Annotated in this window: 16 protein-coding genes and 1 tRNA gene; 11 read left to right on the plus strand and 6 right to left on the minus strand. The window is 65.5% G+C overall.

The genetic code is table 11. The features are described 5' to 3' along the window. The first annotated feature begins 95 nt into the window (after positions 1-95). Both ACQP0C_RS00575 and ACQP0C_RS00580 read left to right on the plus strand, forming a co-directional pair. On the plus strand, positions 96-1,958 hold the full coding sequence (locus tag ACQP0C_RS00575) for a putative bifunctional diguanylate cyclase/phosphodiesterase (protein ID WP_433729517.1): 1,863 nt from the start codon (positions 96-98) through the stop codon (positions 1,956-1,958). A gap of 321 nt (positions 1,959-2,279) precedes the next feature. Then, the gene (locus ACQP0C_RS00580) at positions 2,280-3,830 is read left to right on the plus strand and encodes an MFS transporter (protein ID WP_433729519.1); all 1,551 of its coding nucleotides are present in this window, start codon (positions 2,280-2,282) and stop codon (positions 3,828-3,830) included. Between the two features lie 79 nt (positions 3,831-3,909). Here the strand turns inward: ACQP0C_RS00580 and ACQP0C_RS00585 are convergent, their stop codons facing one another. Next, the gene (locus tag ACQP0C_RS00585) at positions 3,910-4,554 is read right to left on the minus strand and encodes a TetR/AcrR family transcriptional regulator (protein ID WP_433729521.1); all 645 of its coding nucleotides are present in this window, start codon (positions 4,552-4,554) and stop codon (positions 3,910-3,912) included. A 115-nt stretch (positions 4,555-4,669) separates the two neighbouring features. On the opposite strand from ACQP0C_RS00585, the gene ACQP0C_RS00590 reads away from it, so the two are divergent. Beyond that, on the plus strand, positions 4,670-5,926 hold the full coding sequence (locus ACQP0C_RS00590) for an oxygenase MpaB family protein (protein ID WP_433729523.1): 1,257 nt from the start codon (positions 4,670-4,672) through the stop codon (positions 5,924-5,926). Positions 5,927-6,077: 151 nt separating this feature from the next. Here ACQP0C_RS00590 and ACQP0C_RS00595 read toward each other — a convergent pair whose 3' ends face one another. Then, entirely contained in the window at positions 6,078-6,287 is a 210-nt protein-coding gene (locus tag ACQP0C_RS00595) for a hypothetical protein (RefSeq protein ID WP_433729525.1), read from the minus strand. Positions 6,288-6,477: 190 nt separating this feature from the next. Between ACQP0C_RS00595 and ACQP0C_RS00600 the strand changes: the two genes are divergently transcribed. Then, entirely contained in the window at positions 6,478-7,473 is a 996-nt protein-coding gene (locus ACQP0C_RS00600) for a DMT family transporter (protein WP_433729527.1), read from the plus strand. Positions 7,474-7,808: 335 nt separating this feature from the next. Here ACQP0C_RS00600 and ACQP0C_RS00605 read toward each other — a convergent pair whose 3' ends face one another. The 3 genes from ACQP0C_RS00605 to ACQP0C_RS00615 form a co-directional block, all read right to left on the minus strand. Further along, positions 7,809-8,171: a hypothetical protein gene (locus ACQP0C_RS00605; RefSeq protein WP_433729529.1), complete on the minus strand. Its 363-nt coding sequence runs from the start codon at positions 8,169-8,171 to the stop codon at positions 7,809-7,811. 178 nt (positions 8,172-8,349) lie between these two features. Then, entirely contained in the window at positions 8,350-9,891 is a 1,542-nt protein-coding gene (locus ACQP0C_RS00610; RefSeq protein ID WP_433729531.1) for a Rieske 2Fe-2S domain-containing protein, read from the minus strand. Positions 9,892-9,933: 42 nt separating this feature from the next. After that, positions 9,934-10,842: a hypothetical protein gene (locus tag ACQP0C_RS00615; RefSeq protein ID WP_433729533.1), complete on the minus strand. Its 909-nt coding sequence runs from the start codon at positions 10,840-10,842 to the stop codon at positions 9,934-9,936. A gap of 111 nt (positions 10,843-10,953) precedes the next feature. Here ACQP0C_RS00615 and ACQP0C_RS00620 point away from each other — a divergent pair, with 111 nt between their 5' ends. Further along, positions 10,954-11,706, plus strand: a complete 753-nt coding sequence (locus ACQP0C_RS00620) for a lysophospholipid acyltransferase family protein (protein ID WP_433729535.1) — start codon at positions 10,954-10,956, stop codon at positions 11,704-11,706. Positions 11,707-11,714: 8 nt separating this feature from the next. Further along, positions 11,715-12,461, plus strand: a complete 747-nt coding sequence (locus tag ACQP0C_RS00625; protein WP_433729537.1) for a lysophospholipid acyltransferase family protein — start codon at positions 11,715-11,717, stop codon at positions 12,459-12,461. 3 nt (positions 12,462-12,464) lie between these two features. On the opposite strand, the gene ACQP0C_RS00630 is transcribed toward ACQP0C_RS00625, so the two are convergent. Then, the gene (locus ACQP0C_RS00630) at positions 12,465-13,235 is read right to left on the minus strand and encodes a helix-turn-helix domain-containing protein (protein ID WP_433734814.1); all 771 of its coding nucleotides are present in this window, start codon (positions 13,233-13,235) and stop codon (positions 12,465-12,467) included. 102 nt (positions 13,236-13,337) lie between these two features. Here ACQP0C_RS00630 and ACQP0C_RS00635 point away from each other — a divergent pair, with 102 nt between their 5' ends. The 5 genes from ACQP0C_RS00635 to ACQP0C_RS00655 all read left to right on the plus strand — a co-directional run bounded on the left by ACQP0C_RS00635 (position 13,338) and on the right by ACQP0C_RS00655 (position 18,473). After that, positions 13,338-14,207: an NAD(P)H-binding protein gene (locus ACQP0C_RS00635; RefSeq protein ID WP_433729539.1), complete on the plus strand. Its 870-nt coding sequence runs from the start codon at positions 13,338-13,340 to the stop codon at positions 14,205-14,207. A gap of 133 nt (positions 14,208-14,340) precedes the next feature. After that, a tRNA-Gly gene (locus ACQP0C_RS00640) sits at positions 14,341-14,416 on the plus strand. A gap of 122 nt (positions 14,417-14,538) precedes the next feature. Further along, positions 14,539-15,786, plus strand: a complete 1,248-nt coding sequence (locus tag ACQP0C_RS00645) for a tyrosine-type recombinase/integrase (RefSeq protein ID WP_433729541.1) — start codon at positions 14,539-14,541, stop codon at positions 15,784-15,786. 76 nt (positions 15,787-15,862) lie between these two features. Next, positions 15,863-16,849 (plus strand): hypothetical protein, encoded by a 987-nt coding sequence (locus tag ACQP0C_RS00650; RefSeq protein ID WP_433729543.1) that lies wholly within the window; start codon positions 15,863-15,865, stop codon positions 16,847-16,849. Between the two features lie 556 nt (positions 16,850-17,405). Beyond that, on the plus strand, positions 17,406-18,473 hold the full coding sequence (locus tag ACQP0C_RS00655) for a hypothetical protein (RefSeq protein WP_433729545.1): 1,068 nt from the start codon (positions 17,406-17,408) through the stop codon (positions 18,471-18,473). Positions 18,474-18,705: the final 232 nt, after the last annotated feature.

Genomic DNA, 18,705 nt, shown 5'->3' on the forward strand with positions numbered 1-18,705 from the left:
CCCACATTGCTCACAGGTAAATAGCTGGTGGTTCGCCATGCCGGATTCGCGTGATGTGGCAACCGGCAGGAATTGTTATGTCTAGGCTATTCACCGTGCGAGGAATCGGGTCTCGCGGCGATACCCGAACCCGGGTGCGGGCCGCGTCTGCGCTGGCGACGGCTATGGTCATGTCCCGGACCACCGGAGCCTTCTATGTCATGGGGGGTGCGCTCGGCCTGCTGATCACGGGAATCGCCCCGGGCAGCGAAGGCAATCGAGCGCTGGTGGGTACCGCCGCCGCGGTGGCGCTGCTGCTCGGACTCAGCCTGCTCGGCTGGGGTCCGCGGCTGCCGCATGGGATTCACCATGGCTATGTCGCGATCGCGACGGTATTGGTGACGATCGCGGTCTACGCATTCCCGAATACCGTCGGCGCGATCAGCCTCGCCTCGTTCTATGTATTCGTGGCCTGTGACGCCGCGCTGTTCTTCGCATGGCCGCAGGCGTTCGCACATATAGCCTTCGCAATGGCCCTGTGTCTGTGGGTAATGCCGTCACGGCCGATCCATCCCGCATTGCCCTGGTGGTCCGGGATGATTCCGGCGGGTGTGACCTTCGGGGTCGGCGTCGTGGTCGGCATTCTGACCCGCATGGCCTCCGAGGCCGATATCGATGTGCTCACCGGATTGCTAAACCGGCGCGGTTTCGACCGGGCGTTGAACGGTGCGATCGCAACAGCCACCCGCAGTGGGCAGGGGCTGTCGCTGGTGCTCGTCGACCTCGACCGCTTCCAGAAGATCAACGATCACCTCGGCCATCGCGCGGGCGATGCGGTGCTGCAGCGGGTCGCCGATACCTGGTCGAAGTTGCTCGCGTCGGATCAGCGATTGGCTCGCTACGGTGGTGACGCCTTCGCGCTGTTATTGCCGAATACCACCGAGCAGGCGGCGATTCTGCTGACCGAGCAGTTGCGGGCGTCGGTGACCACCGGATGTTCGGCCGGTGTCACCTCGTGGCAGCCGGGGGAGTCGGGATCGCTGCTGGTGAGCCGGGCCGATGTCGGTCTGTATCGGGCCAAGCAGGCGGGGCGCAATCGCACGGTGCTGGAGTCGTCGCGGCAGCTGCCCTTGGCGGTCGAACTGCGCGAGGCGATCGACCGCGGCGCACTCGATGTGCACTATCAGCCGATCGTCAGCCTCACCGAGGGCGGCGGCAAGGCGGTCGGTGTGGAGGCGCTGCTGCGCTGGTCGTCGAGTGCGCAGCCGGATGTCACCACCGAGGGGCTGATCCGGGTCGCCGAGGAGTACGACCTCATCTCCGATCTGGACGAGTTGGTCTTGCGCCGGGCCTGCGCGGATGCGGCCCGGCTGCAGGAAACCTTCGCGCAACTGGATCTGACGCTGAATGTGAACGTCAGCGGGCTGGAGCTGGCCGAAACCGGTTACGCGGATCGCGTCGCGGGGATTCTGGCGAGTACCGGGTGGCCCGCCGACCAACTGGTGCTCGAGGTGACCGAGAGCGAGTTGGCCGCCGAATCCCAAACGGCCATCAGCAATCTGCACACCCTGCGTGAGCGTGGTGTGCGCATTGCCATCGATGACTTCGGCACCGGGTACTCCTCGCTCAGTCGCCTGGCGACGCTGCCCAGTGACATCCTCAAGGTCGACCAGTCCTTCGTCGCCGCGATCCGCTCGGATTCGCCGGCACCGCCGCTGCTCGGCGTGATCGCCGCGCTCAGCAGCGCGCTGGATCTGCAGGTGATCGCGGAGGGGGTGGAGACCGAATACCAGGCGGCCGTGCTCACCGAACTCGGTTTCGCGCTGGCGCAGGGGTACCACTACAGCGATTCGCATCCGGTTTCGGAACTGATCACGGATCTGAATGAGCATCAGGGGCGGGTCGGGCCCGGGCTGAGCGATCGAGAACTCGGTGATGGGGATTTGCAATCCGCGAACGGGTGGCTGCCGCTCGGTTGAGTTGGGGTTTTGCGGTGGGTGAGGACTTCCGATTTCGGAACTGATTGCCGAGCTTCGGGAAGCGGGAACTCAGCGACGGTGAGTTGCAAACCGCCATACGGTGACTGCCCGTCTCAGGGCGCTGTGGGGATGCTCGATGGGGCCAGGCTCATCAAGCTGCTGATGATCAGCTGCCCCCCGGGATATTGGTCGCGTCGAACCGCGGCGCAAGCAGGTTGGCGCGGGGAAAATCGCTTGACGGGATGCTGTGGGGTGGTCGAGCATCACAACATGCGTTTGGTCTTTTACGGAAGTTGAACCGGTGAGTCGCTGCGCGCCCGGTTGACAGGGCGCGCCGACGAATACGGTATTCGCGGGCTCACGGTACGAGCGGTCCTGTTCAAGGGTATCGGCGAGCTGATTCCGCTCTATGCGCTGTATGCGGTGCTGTTCGCTGATCACGGATTGAGCACCGGGCAGATCTCGTCACTGCTGGCGATCTGGTCGGCGACGGCGTTCCTGCTCGAGGTGCCCTCCGGCGCCTGGGCCGATACGGTGTCGCGGCGGGGCTTGCTGGTTTTGAGCGGTGTGCTGCTGACCGCCGGTTTCACCTTGTGGACCGTGTTGCCTACCTATCTGGGCTTCGCGCTCGGGTTCCTGCTCTGGGGCACTTCGGGTGCGCTCGTTTCGGGAACCTTCGAGGCTTTGCTCTACGACGAACTCGTGGCGCACGGTGCGCGGCATGCGTATCCGCAGATCATCGGATATGCCAGGGCCGCATCGGAAGCGGCGATCGTGATCGCGATCGTTGCCGCGACTCCGCTCTACATTTGGGGTGGCTATCCGCTGCTGGGTTGGTCCAGCGTGCTGTTCGCGGCGGTGCACACGCTGATCGCGTTATCGCTGCCGAGTGCGCCGAAGGCGGTTTCGGCGGCCGATATCGAGGAGTTGGAAGATGATGCGGTCGAGGGTGATTCGTCATCGGAGCAGCGGCCAGCTGGTGGTACTCGGGTAGCGGCCGATATGACCTCGGCTGTGCGACGGGCGAGGGTGCTCGGCCCCGCTGGGCAGTTGGACGAGGACGGCCCGATCAGCTCATCACATCAACTAGTGGACCCTGCGGTTACGGCGATCGGTCGGAAGTCGACTTTGCCTCGATTGGCTCCCACGGAGCACGAAGGCCGCGCCGATCGTGCGCAAGGGGCAACTGGTGGAACTGCCACATCGGACTGCGACGAGGCTGCGACGGTAACCAGACCATTCGTGACATACCTCAGCATGCTGCGAACCGGTGTCGGAGAGGCGATCCGGGTGCGTGTCGTGCGCAATGGCGTCATGCTCGGCGCGATGTTGTTCGGAATCACCGCATTCGACGAATACTTCGCCCTGCTGGCCGCGGAAGTGGGTGTCGCCACCGCCATCGTGCCGCTACTTGTTGGGATCACGGTGCTCGGCTCACTGATCGGCTCCGTGCTCGCCGGCCGCACGGAAGCGATATCGGCGCGGACCATGGCCCTCGCGGTCGGCATCGCCGGCGTGCTGTTCGTCGGCGGCGCCCTGGTCTCGGGCCTCGCCGTCCGCTGGCCCGCCGCGCTGTACGTACTCGCGGTCATCGGCTTCACCGCGATCGGCGCGTCCTACGGCATCGTCTACAACGCAACCGTCGTGGCCGGCGCCCGCCTCCAAGACGCAATCGAAGGCCCCGCCCGCGCCACCGTAACCTCGGTATCAGGCCTAGCTACCGAGGTAATAGCCCTAGCAGTCTTCGGCTTCGCCGCCCTAGCCACCACCTGCTTGTCAATGTCCACCACAGTGGCCCTACTGGGCACCCTCCTCCTAGCCATAGCCCTCCTAACCCCCTCCTGGCTCCCCTCCCACCGCTCCCTCAACTAAACGGCGAGAATGCGCTGGTGCAGGTCGCTCTCGGTGTTTGCCTGTATGAGCGCATGGTGATCGTTCGTCCAGGTGGGGGTCAGGGGAGGGGGATGCCGGTTCGGTGGGTGGCGGTCAGGAGGAATTGGGTGGTGGAGTTGGTGATGAGGGTTTCTCGGGATATGGGGAGGGTGCCGGACAGCCAGCTGTTGGTGGTTTCCCAGAGGCCGCCGAGTAGGTGGGTGGCGGCGAATTCGGCTTGGGTGCCTGCGGTTTCGACGATATCGGCGCCGATTTCCTCGGCGCAGACCGCCATCATGATGTTCGCGAACGAGCGCATCACCTCGGCGCGGCGGGTGAGCAGGGCGGGGTGTAGCTGTGCTTCGACGGTGGCGATGCGGGCCTTGCGTGGGTCGTCCGCGATCAGGTCGATGGCGGCGGCGATGGCGGCTCGGGTTTTCGCACGGATGTCCGGGGCAGGCGCCATGAATGCGGTGACGACGGCTCGGCCGATCTCGTCGACGATGCGGTCGAACAATTCGCTGAACACGGTATCGAGGTCGCTGAAGCTCTCGTAGTAGTAGCGCTCGGAGAGCTTGGCCTGGGTGCACAGGCCGGTGACGGTGAGCTTTGCGAATCCCGATGTTCCGATGATCTCCAGCGCGGCGTCCAGCAGCGCGGCGCGGCGACGGGCGCGGCGCTGTTCGATCGGTATGCCGCCATAGGACCGCGAGGTAGTAGCCATCGTGCTCCATTCTGGCATAGAGCATTGCCAGATTTTCGAATTTGTGGGATGGTCTTGTCAGAATGTGCTCGACGTCGCAGTCGAGCGCGAACCTCTTTGCGATGGGTGCGATGCAATGACGCATGACAACCAGCTACTGCCGACTCCGCCGCTGTTCACGGAGTTTCCGTTCCGGTACGCGGTGCCCCTCATGGCGCCGGGCGATCTGCGCTGCACGGCGGCGCAGCGGGATTCGTTCCGTCGGTTCGCGCAGGTCGGGGATCCGCTGGCGGATGCCGTGGTCGCGATGTTCAAGCGGTTGCCGGTCGGCGAGGGACGGCGGATGTTCGAGATCGCCGTCGAGCGCGGTATCGACGCGGTGCCCGATGCGCCCGCGGAGTTGGCGGCGTTCTTCGGGCAGGTCGAGGCGGATCCGTACTGGCTGGACCGCACCAAGATCGACCGGGGCGCCCGGGTCGTGGAACGCACCAGCGTATGGGGCGGAATCGCGATGGGGATGTTCGCGCTGATGGGCGGGTACCTCGCGTCCCGCGCGGACAAGACCCTGGTCGGCACCGGTGATCTCGACGCGATGGCGCCGCGCCGCCTCGCCGAAACCACCCAGTGGTGGCTGGATGTGACGACTCCCGGTGGGCTGGGACGCAATCAGGTCGGCTACAAGAGTGTGCTGCGGGTGCGGCTGATGCACGCACTGGTTCGCGCTGGCATGAATCGACGACCCGATTGGGACTACACGGCCTGGGACCATCCGGTGAACCAGGTGCTCACCGTCGGCACGCTCGGGCTGTTCTCGATGGCGAATCTGGTTGGCGCACAGGCGCTCGGCCTGCGCTTCTCGGCCGAGGAGAAGGACGCGGTATTCCAGCTCTGGCGCTACGTCGGCTTCCTGCTCGGCATCGACGCCGAAATCCTGCCGACCAATGAAACCGATACCTGGCGCGCCTTCTGGATCCTCGCCGATACCGAATTCATCCCCGACGAGGACTCCCGCCGCCTGGCCCAGGCCCTGGTTCCCGCGGCGGGCGGGCTGTTCATCGGCACCGACACCGTCGCCAAGCGCGTCATCCGCCGGGTGATCACCAGCTATATGGTGGCTTACAGCCGAATCGTGCTCGGCCCGACCAACTCCGACTTCCTCGGCCTGGACAACAGCAAGTTCTTCCAGAGCGCCGTCATGGCCACCGCAGTGGTCAACGGCGCCCTCGAGGTCTCGCGCCAACTCATTCCCGGCGCCACCCGTCTCCAGGAAAAGCTCGGCGCCCGCCTGCGCGCCCGCCTGGTCAACGGCTCCATCGCCCGCAACGGCGGTGATCGCACCTACGCCCGCCACGACACTTTCGCCGGTCCCCGCCCCGCGTTGCGTGCGGGCTAGTCAGCGACGATCGCGTGGCCAGCTCGCCTGGTCGCGGCTCGTACGGCCGCCAAACCCAGCCGCCGCGTGCGACGTGTGCCGCGAGTGCGCCCATGCCTGGTCACGCACACCGTGTGGTGGCCTCGCATACGTTGCAACTTGTGTGAGGCAATCACACGGTGTGCGCAAGCTGTTGGGGCTGGCGCTCAGGAAACGGGTGGCGACCGCTGAGTGTTGCTGTGGGCAGGGCGCGGCCGACCGACAGCACGCCACTGATGAACGCCAGCAACCGAATTCCGTACTGGCAGGTGCTGAACGCGGCCAGCAACCGCGCAAAGCCGCTCACCACCAAATAGATACCGAACATGATGCGCGCGGCCACCCCCCGCCAACCTGCGTTGTGTAGCTCTGGATTGGGGAGGTTTCAGAGGGCAATTGCGCGGGTGCGAGTTGCGACGACTGCGGGCGCTGGAGGGCAGCCAGGCCGGTTCGGGCGGTGAGGTGGGCTTCAACGCCTGCGTGGTCGTGAGCGTGCAGGTGTTGTGCACGTTCGATACTCAGGCGGATGCAGCATGAGCGGTGGTGGGGGTGGGTGGCGGTACGGTGCGGGGGTGATGGTGCGGGCGAAGGTGGGGTTGGCCTTCGGGTTCTGTATCGGGGCCGGGGTGGCGGTGCAGGGCCGGATCAATGGTGCGCTGGGGGTGCGGTTGCAGGATGGGATCGCGGCTGCGTGCATCAGTTTCGGCCTCGGGTTGGTGGGGTTGGTGATCGCGTTTTCGGCCAGTCGGCGGTTGCGTGCCGGGCTGGGGCGGGTTCGGGGGGCGCTGTCGAGCGGCGAGCTGCGTCCATGGCAGTTGCTCGGCGGGCTGTGCGGTGCGTTTTTCGTTGCGTGCCAAGGGCTTACGGTGGCTGCGATCGGTGTCACCGCCTTTTCTGTCGCCGCGGTCGGCGGCCAACTGCTGAGCAGTCTGGTGGTGGATCGGCTTGGACTGGCGCCGAGCGGCCGCACTCCGGTGACGGTGGTGCGCGTTGGTGGCGCGACGTTGGCCATGCTCGCGGTGGTCCTGGCGGCGGCGGGCCGCTCCGGCGCTCCGGTCGGGTCCGCCGCGGTGCCGGAATGGCTGCGCACCGGACCCACCGCACTCTTGGTGATCCTGCCCGCGCTTGCCGGTATCGGTCTGGCCTGGCAACAAGCGGTCAACGGCCGTGTCGGCGTAGTCGGCGGGCCATTCTCGGCGACTCTGGTGAACTTCGGCATCGGCACCGCGGCCCTATTCGCCATCGAAGCCTATATCCGCGTGGGCACCGGCTGGCCCACGGAATTCCCCAGCGAGCTATGGCTCTACCTCGGCGGACTCATCGGCGTCGCCTTCATCGCCTTGGCCGCCCTCACCGTCCGCTGGATCGGTGTCCTCCTCCTCGGCCTCACGTCGGTAGCAGGGCAACTCCTCACCTCGATCACCCTGGACATTCTCACCCCAACCGGTGCGGGACTATCCCTGACCGCAGTAATCGGCTGCGCCCTCACCTTTGTCGCGGTCTTGGTCGCCACGCGATCGCGACCTTGAGCCTGGCGAGTGAAGCATCGATGCGTCTTTAACACGGGCCGCCGCCAATGTTCGCGAGGCTGACTCGAGTCCTGCGATCCAGTTCCGGCCTACCCGGTCGTCGACGTGGTGATATGAGCCGTGCCAAGCGCCTGCGAGGTCGATCCCAGTATCGTGTCGGTCTCTTGTGTTCGGCGCTGGTCTTCCGGCACGACGATCAGTTCGTTTGTCGCACTGCGGCTCGCGGTGGGCGCGCCCTTGCCGGACTACCCGCGCCCGGACAGGAGACACCCAGCGACGTCACCGCAAGGCGATATCGCCGAGAGATCCAGGTCGCGGCGCTCGGATTCGTTTGGTCAGCTGCTGCCGAACCAGCCCGGAGGGAACAACCACGGGCCGCCCCAGCCGCACCCCCAGCCACCCCACGGTTTGCCGTGGCCCCAGCCACCCCAAGGCTTGCCATGGCCGCCCCATGGGTTGCCGTGGCCGCCCCACGGTTTGCCTACGCCGGTCCATTGGTTGTCGTCGACGAAGCCGGAGTCGAAGTCGAGGTCGAAGTCGAAGTCGCAATCAGTCTGTACTACACCGGGTCCAGGCGTCGGCGCGGCCATGGCGGGAGCTGCCACTGGCATCATCGGAACCGTCATCGCCGCTCCAATGAGAGCGGTCTTCGCGAATAGTCGGCGCGGGGCGTTGCCGCGCGCTTTGTTGGTGCTCACGGTGCCTTCTTCCGGCGAGTCGTCGCGCGGATCTGACTCGCCGATCGTCGAATTGTTCGAATTCCCCGACGCACCTGATTCTAGGAGCGCACGGTAGGCGCCACCAGCACGTCAGCGCCCGAACTGCCTCGAATTTCGAATACAACCGGCGGTCGACACAATGCCCCCGAGGCGGGATTCAGCCGAGCTTGCGCGAGCGCAGCTCATGCCCCCTTGAGGTTCTGCACCGCCCGGATTCCAGGTCCCACTGCCACCCGTGCAAATTGCAGGTCAGGATATTTCCTTCGACCACGCCGAATTTCGACAGATCCGCCTTCAGATGGGGGCAGCGGCGCTGGACCTCCCACCCGGCCAACTCCGTTGAGGCGGAATCGTCGTGCGCCTCGGCGAACCAACCGTCCGCGTAGGCGATCCGCTCATCGGTGAGGCATTTGAAGAAGGTGTACAGGAATTCGTTGTAGCCGCCGATGCGCCAGGCCTGGAATCGAGTGGACAAGAAGATGGTGTTCACCCAGTCCGGCTCATCGTCGCGCAGCACAGTACGCACCAGTTCCGGCGCGATCCGGAAACCATAGCGGTACTTGCCTTCGCCCTCGATCGGCCCGCGCACCACCCGGTTGGGAAAGTCCAGCACAACGGTTTCGGCGCCGATGACCAGGCCGACCGGATATCCGATGCCGTCGCAGATCAGATCGCTCTGCTTCATGATCGGCTCGAACAGCGCCTGCAACTGGTCCAGCAGCGGTTCGTCACCGGTTGTTGCCCAGGAGGCCTTTTCGGCCGCCAGCACCGGCGCGAGACGCTGTGCCATCAGTTCGATGTACTCGGCCTTGTTGTCGTAGATCAGGCCGGGCTCGAACGGATGGGTCAGCGACAGTTCCGCACCGCGCACATCGGCGACCGAACCCGGGATCATCAGGATCCCGCCCTCGTTGCCGTGGATCTTCATCTGCTCCAGGAACACCATCTGATCCGGGAAGATATTGCCCTCGTCGCCGCGATCGTCATTGAGGTAGCGCAGCTGCTCGTCGAGGAAGACCGGCGGACCTGCCGAGGGGACGACCCAGGTGGCACCGACCTGTTCGATATAGCTGCGGGCGCGATCCATGCCACGCTGACGCTTCTGCTTACCGAAGTTCGACTTGGTGCGGTTCGGAATGTCGTAGACCATCGGGTACCAGATCGCGCCCGAGTACTGCAGCAGATGGATATCGACCTGCCCGAACGCGTCGTGCAGCACATCCATATCCACCGGACGGGCATCGTTCATGTTGAAGCAGGTGGTCTCACCGTCGGAGACCACCAGCCCGGAGTCACCGATCGGGCCGTCGGCGGGCGCGCGCAACGCGATGATCATGATGTCGATCTCGCCGCCGAGACCGCTCACCCGGTGCTTGACCGAATCCTGGGTCTCGAAGAACTTGTGGAAGCCCAGCTTCTCCAGTTCGCGCCGCAGGTCCGGCACCGGATAGTCGGGCAGCAGTACGGTCGCGTCCTTGTTGACATACTGCGCCAGGTGCGCCGCGTCGAAGTGGTCGCGGTGCAGATGCGAGACGTACAGGAAATCGCAATTGCCCAGCTCATCCCAGTCCAACTGGGTGTTGTCCGGAAACGGGAACCACGAAGCGAAGTACGCGGGATTGACCCAGGGATCGCAAAGGATCGACCCGGCCGCGGTGCGGATGTGGAATCCGGCGTGTCCGACGCTGGTGATCTGCACGAGCTGCTCCTCCTGACCGTTACCAGCCACCCAGGGTAGTGGTTAGGCGGAAACGTCGCCGATGCAGTAGCCCTCGGAACCCTCGTTCAGGGTGAAGGTGCGGGTCTGGGTCACACCCGAGGAGTTGGTGACCGGAACCTCGACCGTGAGGTAACCCGCGCGCAGCCGTTCCGAACGGATCTCCTGATCGGCGAATTTCGTGATGCCGGTCAGCCTGCCCGGGTTGTTGGCCAGCGGCGCGGACGTCGCGCTGCCGGATCCGGTGGGATCCCAGTTCGCGGGGCTCGCCTTGCAGACCAGCGGATAGGTGCCCTCCTTATCGGCGGGATCGAGCGGGGTGCCGACGAAACGGGCCAGGTAGCGACGCACGGTATGCCTGGCATCGGCCTCGTTGGGCCCGGGCTCGGCGCCGTCCTGCGCCACCCATGGGCAGACGGTCTGGTTCGAGTTCTTGATGCCCGACTCGATCGCGGCGCGGTCGAAGCTGATCGTGGTGCCCGCGTTCTGCCAGGTGACGCTGCTCTTCGTGACAGTCGCGGACTGGGTGATGGCGGTCAGAATCGCCTTCTTGTCGGTGGACATATCGCTGACATTGCCGGGGGCCATCATCCAGCACTTGGACTGCAATTGAGCGGGCGTGGACCGATCCAGTGCCGCGCCGAAGCGCGATACGACCTCCGCCGCGCCGGGCAGGCCGGGGACCTCGCCGACCAGCACGCTGAACGCCTGCGTGTGTACCTCCGTGGTTGTGGTCGGAGCCGCGGCCGAGGGTGTCGTGGTCTTCGCCGATGCGTGGGGCGGCTCGTCACCGGGTATGCCGGAGACGGAGTCGCACCCAGTGAGCAGAACAGCGCTGGTCAGTGCCAGGCCGGTCGTGATGGCGAGGAGCGCCCTTCGTGTCCGCGGGTCCTTCGGGTCGTGTTCACGCGGTATCGGGCGGGCGCGTTCCACTTCGAGGGTCCTCTTTCGTAGGCGTTGAGGGTATGAGCGACGGGTCCCGGCACGCGCGCGGATGCGGCGGCTCTGCCGGATGGGACAGTCAGCGACTACGCTAGCGGAATTGTGGAACCCGTCTACCGGACGATCGTCGGCTTGGCCCGTACCGTCTTCTTCGTCGAAGGTCTGAAGTTCACCGTCAAGGGCGCTGAACGTATCCCCGCGCGTGGTGGTGCCGTTATCGCGGTCAACCACACCGGCTACATGGATTTCACCTACGCGGGTCTGCCGGCGCGCACCCCCAAGCGGTACGTCCGCTTCATGGCCAAGAAGGAGGTGTTCGACAACAACATCTCCGGCCCGATCATGCGGGCGCTCAAGCACATTCCGGTGGATCGTGCGGCGGGTGCCGACTCGTACAAGGCGGCGGTCGAATACCTGCGCAGAGGCGAGTTGGTCGGCGTCTACCCCGAGGCCACCATCAGCCGCAGCTTCGAGATCAAGGACTTCAAGTCCGGTGCCGCGCGCATGGCGATCGAGGCGGACGTGCCGATCATTCCGATCGTCATCTGGGGCGCTCAGCGGGTGTGGACCAAGGGCTTCCCGAAGCGTCTGGGCCGCACCAATACGCCGATCTCCATCGCGGTCGGCGAGCCGATCCAGCCCCATGAGCCCGCCGCCGAGCTGACCGCGCAGCTGCGCAGCACCATGCAGGCGATGCTGCTGGATCTGCAGCAGGACTATGTGCACGAACCCGGCGCCTATTGGGTGCCAGCGCGTTTGGGTGGCAGCGCGCCCACCCTCGAGGCAGCCAATGCCATGGACGCCGCCGAGGCCGAGGAGAAGGCGGCGCGTCGGGCGGCCAAGGGTTCGCCGTAGGGGAAGCGATGTCGCGGGAACCGGTCTACGACATTCTGACGGGCTTGGTCCGCACGCTTTTCGTCGTGCAGGGGCTGCGCGTGGATATCGTCGGACAGGACCGGATGCCGCGCACCGGCGGCGCCGTACTCGCCGTGAATCACACCGCCTACCTGGACTTCATGGAGGTCGGGCTGGTCGGGCGCAATTCGCGGCGCAATGTTCGTTTCATGATGAAGGCCGAACTCGAACACGGCATCGTCGGTTTTCTCATGAAGCACTGCAAGGCAATCGGCGTCGATCGCAGCGCGGGCGCGGGTTCATATCGTCGCGCGGTCGCGGCGCTGCGTGACGGTGAGCTGGTCGTGGTCTACCCGGAGGCGACCATCAGCCGCAGCTTCGAACTGAAGGAATTCAAGTCCGGTGCGGCGCGCATGGCGATCGACGCGGACGTCCCCATCATTCCCATCGTCATCTGGGGTGCCCACCGCATCTGGACCAAGGGTTACCCGAAACAACTCGGCCGCCATCGTTTTCCGATCAATATCCGCATCGGTGACCCACTCCCGCCCGTCGACCCGACCGACGAGCTGACCGTCGAACTGCGCGCTCGGATGGGCGAACTGCTGGCGGACGCTCAGGCGAACTACCCGATGCCAGCGGGCCAACCGTGGGTACCCGCCCGCGTCGGCGGCACCGCCCCCACTCTCGCCGAAGCCGCCGCGCTCGAGCGGGAGGAGTTGGCCCGCCGCGCCGCCCAACGCCGAACCCACTGAGCCTCAGGACCAGGTGACTTTGCAACGGCTGGGGGAGGGCAGATCGCCGCGCAGGAAGGACGTCGGGGGGACGCCCATGAGGGTGCGGAAGTCGGCGGTCATATGGGATTGGTCGTAATAGCCGGTGGCGGTGGCCAATTGGGACCACGGGGTATCGCCCGCGCTGGCGATGATGCGGCGAACTCGGTCGATACGGGCGAAATGCTTGGGGGAGACGCCGATTCCGCTGGCGAAGAGGTTGCGGAGTTGGCGTTCGCTGACCGCGAGGTCGGCGGCGAGTCCGTGGACCGTCGGGGCCGTGGCAATGGCCTCGACGGCGTCGCGGAGTAGTTCGCGGTGCGCGCGCTGCGTCGGATCTTCGGAGATGCGTTGCGGGAGAATCGCTTCCAGGAACGGCAGGACGTCCTCGGTTGGCAGCGCGGCGAGTTCGTGTGCCAGATCGGCGGCGACGCCGGGGAGGTCGGCGAGGCGGACGACACGATCGGCGAGGTCGGCGGCGGGTACGCCGAGCAGTTGCCGAGTGGCGCCGGGCGCGAGGCGCAGCCGGATGCATCCGGCGGGCTTGTCCGCGGCCGAGTACGCGGCGCGGGTCTGCGGCCCGACGACGAGTGTGTCGCGGCGGTCGCGCAGCACGATCGTTGTCCCGGCATGCGGTACATGCGTGTACGGCACGGACTTATCCGTGCCGGTCGGGATGCTGCCGAATTCGGTGATCCACGGACGCAGTGATGCTGGTGCGGGCACCTTTGACTCGACGAGATCGGCGGTGAGCATGGTCACCGGACCCACTGTAAGCAGCTCACAGCCGGATACAGCGCCCGAAACCGTGCCGAAATTTCCTATAGACCCAGGTGGTCCGGGCGGCAGGCTGGCCGCATGATCGTGATCACCGGTGCCACGGGCACCATCGGCACTGAAATCATCCGTCAGCTGGCAGCGCGCGGTGCACGGGTACGTGCGGTTACCCGCGATCCGAACCGGGCACAGGTGCCCGCCGGAGTGGAGCTGGTTCGGGGCGACTATCACGACCTCGACTCGATGGCCGCCGCGATGTCCGGTGCGGCGGCGGCCTTCATCGTGGGTGTCCTCGGCCCGGAATACGCCGAGACCGACCGCGCGCTGGTCGCCGTGGCCCGCGAGGTCGGCGTGCGCCGCATCGTCAAACTTTCCGCTATCGGCACCGGCGAACCCGGACTCGGCCGGGTCGGCACCTGGCATCTTCCCGGCGAGCAAGCGACCAGGGTGAGCGGTTTGGAGTGGACCATCCTGCGGCCGTCCAGCTACGCCTCCAACACATTGAGCTGGGCCGATGCCATCCGGGCCGGTCAGCCCGTGCCGAATCTGACCGGTACCGGCAGCCAGGGCGTCATCGACCCACGCGATGTCGCCGCGGTCGCCGTCGAGGCGCTGACGACCACCGGCCATGCGGGCCACGTCTACACCCTGACCGGCCCCGACCTGCTCACCACCGCGGACCAGGCGGCCGCACTGGCAACCGTCCTCGGCCATCCGCTCGAGGTGGTCGATGTGCCGGAAGACATTGCGCGCGAACACATGATCGCGGCAGGCCTGTCCCCGGAATTCGTCGAGGGCGCACTGGCGGGCCAGGCCTATGTGCGCGCCGGCGGCAATACCGTCCGCACCGACGATGTCCGCCGAATCCTCGGCCGCTCACCCCGCACCTACGCCGAATGGGCCGCCGACCACGCCGCCGCCTTCACCCCCGCCGACCAGCGCATCAGCTGACCGAACCGCGCCAGCATCCGCGGCACCCGAAGCACCCGCCAGCAATGTCCGATTTTTGTTTGGGGCCAGTGTCGGACTACAGTTTTGGACGCACGCCGATGCGGCCCAACTTCCGGACCACATCCGAGCGCATGCGGATGTAGCGCAGCTGGTAGCGCATCACCTTGCCAAGGTGAGGGTCGCGGGTTCGAATCCCGTCATCCGCTCCAGGAAAACGCCAGGTCAGTAGCGTGAGCTAGCCTGGTGTAGACGTGTATGTCACCACCTGTGTCACCACGTCACCACGCGGTCACGACAGCTTCTCAGGGCACCCACCGGCTCTGGAGGCTTCATGCTCACACCACGCCCGCGACCCCGCCGTAACGGGTCGATCGCCTGGCAGGTTCCGTTCCATTACTACGACGAGACCGGTCGTCGACGGTCGACGTCGGAGACTTTCGACGATTTCGAGGCCGCGGCGCGCTGGTGTGAGCTGGCCGAGGTGGTCGGGGTCGCCGAGGCGCGCCGGATCCGCGAGATCCAGCTCGGCACTGCGGTCGGCTCCATGACACTGGTGCAGTGGTTGCGCAAGTACACCAAGCGCCTGACCGGTATCGAGGAACGCACGCGGCACGACTACCTCCGCTACATCGACGTCGATATCGAACCGTTCATGGGCTCCTCGCTGCCGATCACCGCGTTCAACCAGGATCTGGACGCGGCCTGGATCGTGCACCTCGAGCAGGACAAGGGCAACGGCGCGAAAACCATTCACAACAAACACGGATTCCTCTCCGCCGGTCTGAACGCCGCTGTGGCCGAACGACCGTCCCCGCTGATCCCCTACAACCCGTGCCTGGGCATCCGGCTGCCACGCCACGAAGCACCGGAGCTCGACATCTTCGACAACGACGAATGGGAACTCTTCGAGCAACTGATGCCACCGCGGTGGCGCCCGCACGCCGAGTTCAACCTCGTCTCGATGGCCCGGCCCAGCGAGGTCACCGCCATCCAGATCCGCGACATCGACAAGCGGACCGGCGATGTGCGCATCAACAAGGCGTGGAAGTACCTCGGCGGTGAGATGAAGCTGGGAAAGCCGAAGTCCTCGCGCGGTATTCGTACCGTCACGGTTCCGCTGGAAACTCTCGAGCGCTTCGACCTCGATCGCCCGGGGGATGAGCTGTTGGTCCACACCAGCAACGACACCCCGATCAGCGCGGGCTACTTCTACGCCAAAGCCTGGGTGCCCGCAATCCGGCGCTTGCGTGCTCTCGCCGATGGCAACCTCGACCCGTTCGGCAACGCGCAGTGGAAAGGCGCGGATCCGGACTATCTGCTCGAGCGTTTCGCCGACGCGATCGCCTCGATGCGCGGCAAGCGCCTCACCCCGTACACGCTGCGCCACACCGGCATCTCTTGGAAGCTCCAGGACGGCGTGCCCCTGTTCGTCGTATCCCGCGACGCCGGACACAAGTCGGTCAACACCACCGACGCCCGCTACGGCCACAACGACCGCCGCGCCAGCGCCGCAGCCGCTCAAGTCATCGCCAACCGGCTCCCCCGCGCCCGCGCCGCGATGCTGCGCACTGTCGCCTGAACCAGCTGCTCCGACTACTCCACCTGCCCACCAGGATTCATTTCATGACCGCAGTGTCGGAATGAAATGAAATGGAATGAAACGGAATTCCATGATGCTGAAAGCCGTCAACCCACACACCACCACCGACACTCCGACGGGATGCCAGTTCCCCTTGGACAACGGGGGCACATGCGACACCGCCGTCGCGACCAGCGGCAGACGGGGCGCACCGCGCAAATACTGCGACAACCCCGACCACACCGCGCAGAAAGCGCTGCGCCGCAAGCGTAAAGCCGACGACAAAGGCGTCAAACGCATGCAGCAGCGCCCGTTGCGTCCGGTCACCGACGGCATGAATGCCCTCGCCGATCTTGTCGACCGTATCGAGCTGACGCGCGCGGAACTGGCAGCCATGCTGGTCGACGCGGGTGAACTGATCGCGGAGGTCACCGACCCTGCGCTCATCGACCGCGAGATCGCCGAGATTCGACGGGACGCGACCGTCCGCATCGCCGCCGCCGAACAGGCTCGCGCCGACGCGGAGAAAGCGGCGACGCTCATGGCGCGCCGGCTCGAACGCGCGGTCGAGCTCGAGGAGCTGGCCCTGGCCGCCGCCGACGAAGCCGTCGAGGAGACGCAGCAGGCCAAAGACCGTGCAGCACAAGCTGCTACCGACGCACAAGAGCGCATTGCCGAGGTAGAAGCCGATCGCGACCGAGTCTACGAGGAGGCCGAAGCGGTCCTGAAGGAAATGCGTGGACACCTCGACGCAGCCCGCGCAGCACAGGCCCACGCCGAAGGCGAACGAGATGCCGCGCTCACCAACGCCAAGACTTCAGCTGAGGAGAACGCGACCCTGCGACAGCGGCTCGACGACCAGGCCAGCGAACACCACCATCAGCTCGAGCACCGCGATATGGAGTACTCGCGAGCGATCACCGCCGCCCACGCGATGGCCGACCGCGCAGCGCGCGAGCACCGCGAACATGTCACCGAAATCCTGCGCACGTGTAGCGGGCAGATCGGCGTTGCTGGTGTCAGTCGTGACGGCGAACCGAGCCTGGTCGACACCGATCTCTGACGACGGACGACTCGGAATACGAACGGGTAGGCCTACACCATCAGGCGTCTGGACCGACGGCTGAACCGTGTATGGCTTCGCGTTCCAGGTTCGGCTCGGCGTGTATGGCTGTGGCAGCATGCTGTGCGACTTTGCCTGGGCGACCGGCAGATACCGTACCTGTGGTCGCATATCGATCTCGCCGTACCGGTTGGCCATCGCCACCGGCAGTGGCAGTAGGTGGTTGGCGCTGAGTTCCCAGACCTTGAGGGGGCCGTGAACAATCGGTTTGAGCGGTACACCCTTGCCCAGGTGTTCGGGTCGCGCGCCATCCAGCGCAGGGTCGGCCGCGCGATGCGCTGGCCTGAGGGCATCAGTGTCCCCAGGGTGGAGGCTCGCAGCAGGTACTCCAAGGGGCCGACGTCGTTCAGGACCGCCTCGTCTGCCCACCACAGCCGCAGGACGGCCTCGCTCTCCGAGGCGTATTCGGTCGGCAGATCGCGGGCAGCTGCATGCCCGCGATCTTCCCCAGGAGAACCGTGTGCTGGGTGTCGGTGGGGCTTCCTATACTTCGCCGGTGACCGAGGCGGATCAGATCCTGGAATTGACGCGCAGAGCGCTGGACTCATTCGACGATCCGGGCAAGAGCGTGGCTGCGCTAGTGCGCCAAGCACACCGCATAGCGGTGCGCCGCCACGACTACAGTGCACAAGCGGAGCTTCTGCTGCAACTGACCGACGTTGCCGCAGGAGCGGATCGCGCCGATTTCCTCGACCTTCGGAATAAGCTGGAGACGCTCCTGGGAGAAGAGGCAGGTTCTCAAGAGTACGTTCGACGCGCGGAACGTTACTTCGCGACGCGCCGTATGAGCGATGGCAAGCACACCATCGGTGTCTCGATAGAACAGCTTGAGTCGAATCTCGCACAGCTCGAATCGGTATACGGGGAGTACGGTGCTGTCCCTGCCAATTTGACGCCGATCGACACGTATTTTGTAGCGGCGGATCAGGACCGTGCACGAGCCAAGCTGATTCCGCTTCTCGGCGACCAGCAGACAATCATCGCCCGGGTGAAGCAGTCCGTTCACATCTATCTGACCGCGACGGAGTCAGAACTTGAGGCGGGCAGGACTGAGTCCAGTTTCTTCGATCACGTCCAGGCCCGCATCAATGAGCTGTTGATGAGGTATGCGCCGGAAGCGGCACGGAATTTCGTGGCAGCACAGGAACGCATCGCCGCCGGCGGTTCGGAAGACATCTCACACGCGTTGACCTCGTGCCGCCGCATGATCAAGTCCATTGCTGACGCGCTGTATCCGGCAACGGATGAAAAGATCACTGGTCTCGACAATGTCGAGCGCAAGATGTCGGATGAGGCATACCGGAACCGTCTTGTGCAGTACGTCCGCGATCGGGTCGGCAAGCATAAGAATGGGCCGGTCCTTCAGGCGGTGCTCACCGATATCGGGTCACGGCTGACGGCGATCGATGGCCTGGCCAGCAAAGGAGTACATGCCGATCCTTCCTTCGACGAAGCGCGAACCTGCGTAGCGCAGACCTATTTGCTGGCCGGTGAGTTGCTGAGCATCGCTGAGGAGACTTCGTATCTGCTCCGGGACGATCCCGATATCGCTACCAGCGCTTAGTGGGCAGCGCCCGTACGGGCTCACCGCTCGGTCACGCAAGACGAAACCTGCTGCCGCCGAGCCTGCTTTGAGCTTCCTGACGGCTTCAGGATTCCGGGGCCAGGTAGCCCTCCGACAGTGCAGATGGCCCCGGATCCGCGAGGATTGCGGGGCAAAATGGTGTTCTCGACCCGCCTTTCGCCGATGACGATCCCGGTTGGGCTGATGTTCGGAGGTCTTCGTGGCGCGCGTG

The sequence above is a fragment of the Nocardia sp. CA-129566 genome (assembly GCF_050956075.1).
In the GTDB taxonomy this organism is placed as follows: Bacteria; Actinomycetota; Actinomycetes; order Mycobacteriales; family Mycobacteriaceae; genus Nocardia.

What these genes read in the sequence shown, in the direction of transcription:
- ACQP0C_RS00585 (WP_433729521.1), bottom strand. Translation starts at nt 4,554, where the DNA reads ATGGCTACTACCTCGCGGTCCTATGGCGGCATACCGATCGAACAGCGC.
- ACQP0C_RS00590 (WP_433729523.1), top strand. Translation starts at nt 4,670, where the DNA reads ATGACGCATGACAACCAGCTACTGCCGACTCCGCCGCTGTTCACGGAG.
- ACQP0C_RS00600 (WP_433729527.1), top strand. Translation starts at nt 6,478, where the DNA reads ATGAGCGGTGGTGGGGGTGGGTGGCGGTACGGTGCGGGGGTGATGGTG.
- ACQP0C_RS00625 (WP_433729537.1), top strand. Translation starts at nt 11,715, where the DNA reads ATGTCGCGGGAACCGGTCTACGACATTCTGACGGGCTTGGTCCGCACG.
- ACQP0C_RS00630 (WP_433734814.1), bottom strand. Translation starts at nt 13,235, where the DNA reads ATGCTCACCGCCGATCTCGTCGAGTCAAAGGTGCCCGCACCAGCATCA.
- ACQP0C_RS00635 (WP_433729539.1), top strand. Translation starts at nt 13,338, where the DNA reads ATGATCGTGATCACCGGTGCCACGGGCACCATCGGCACTGAAATCATC.
- ACQP0C_RS00645 (WP_433729541.1), top strand. Translation starts at nt 14,539, where the DNA reads ATGCTCACACCACGCCCGCGACCCCGCCGTAACGGGTCGATCGCCTGG.
- ACQP0C_RS00650 (WP_433729543.1), top strand. Translation starts at nt 15,863, where the DNA reads ATGAAACGGAATTCCATGATGCTGAAAGCCGTCAACCCACACACCACC.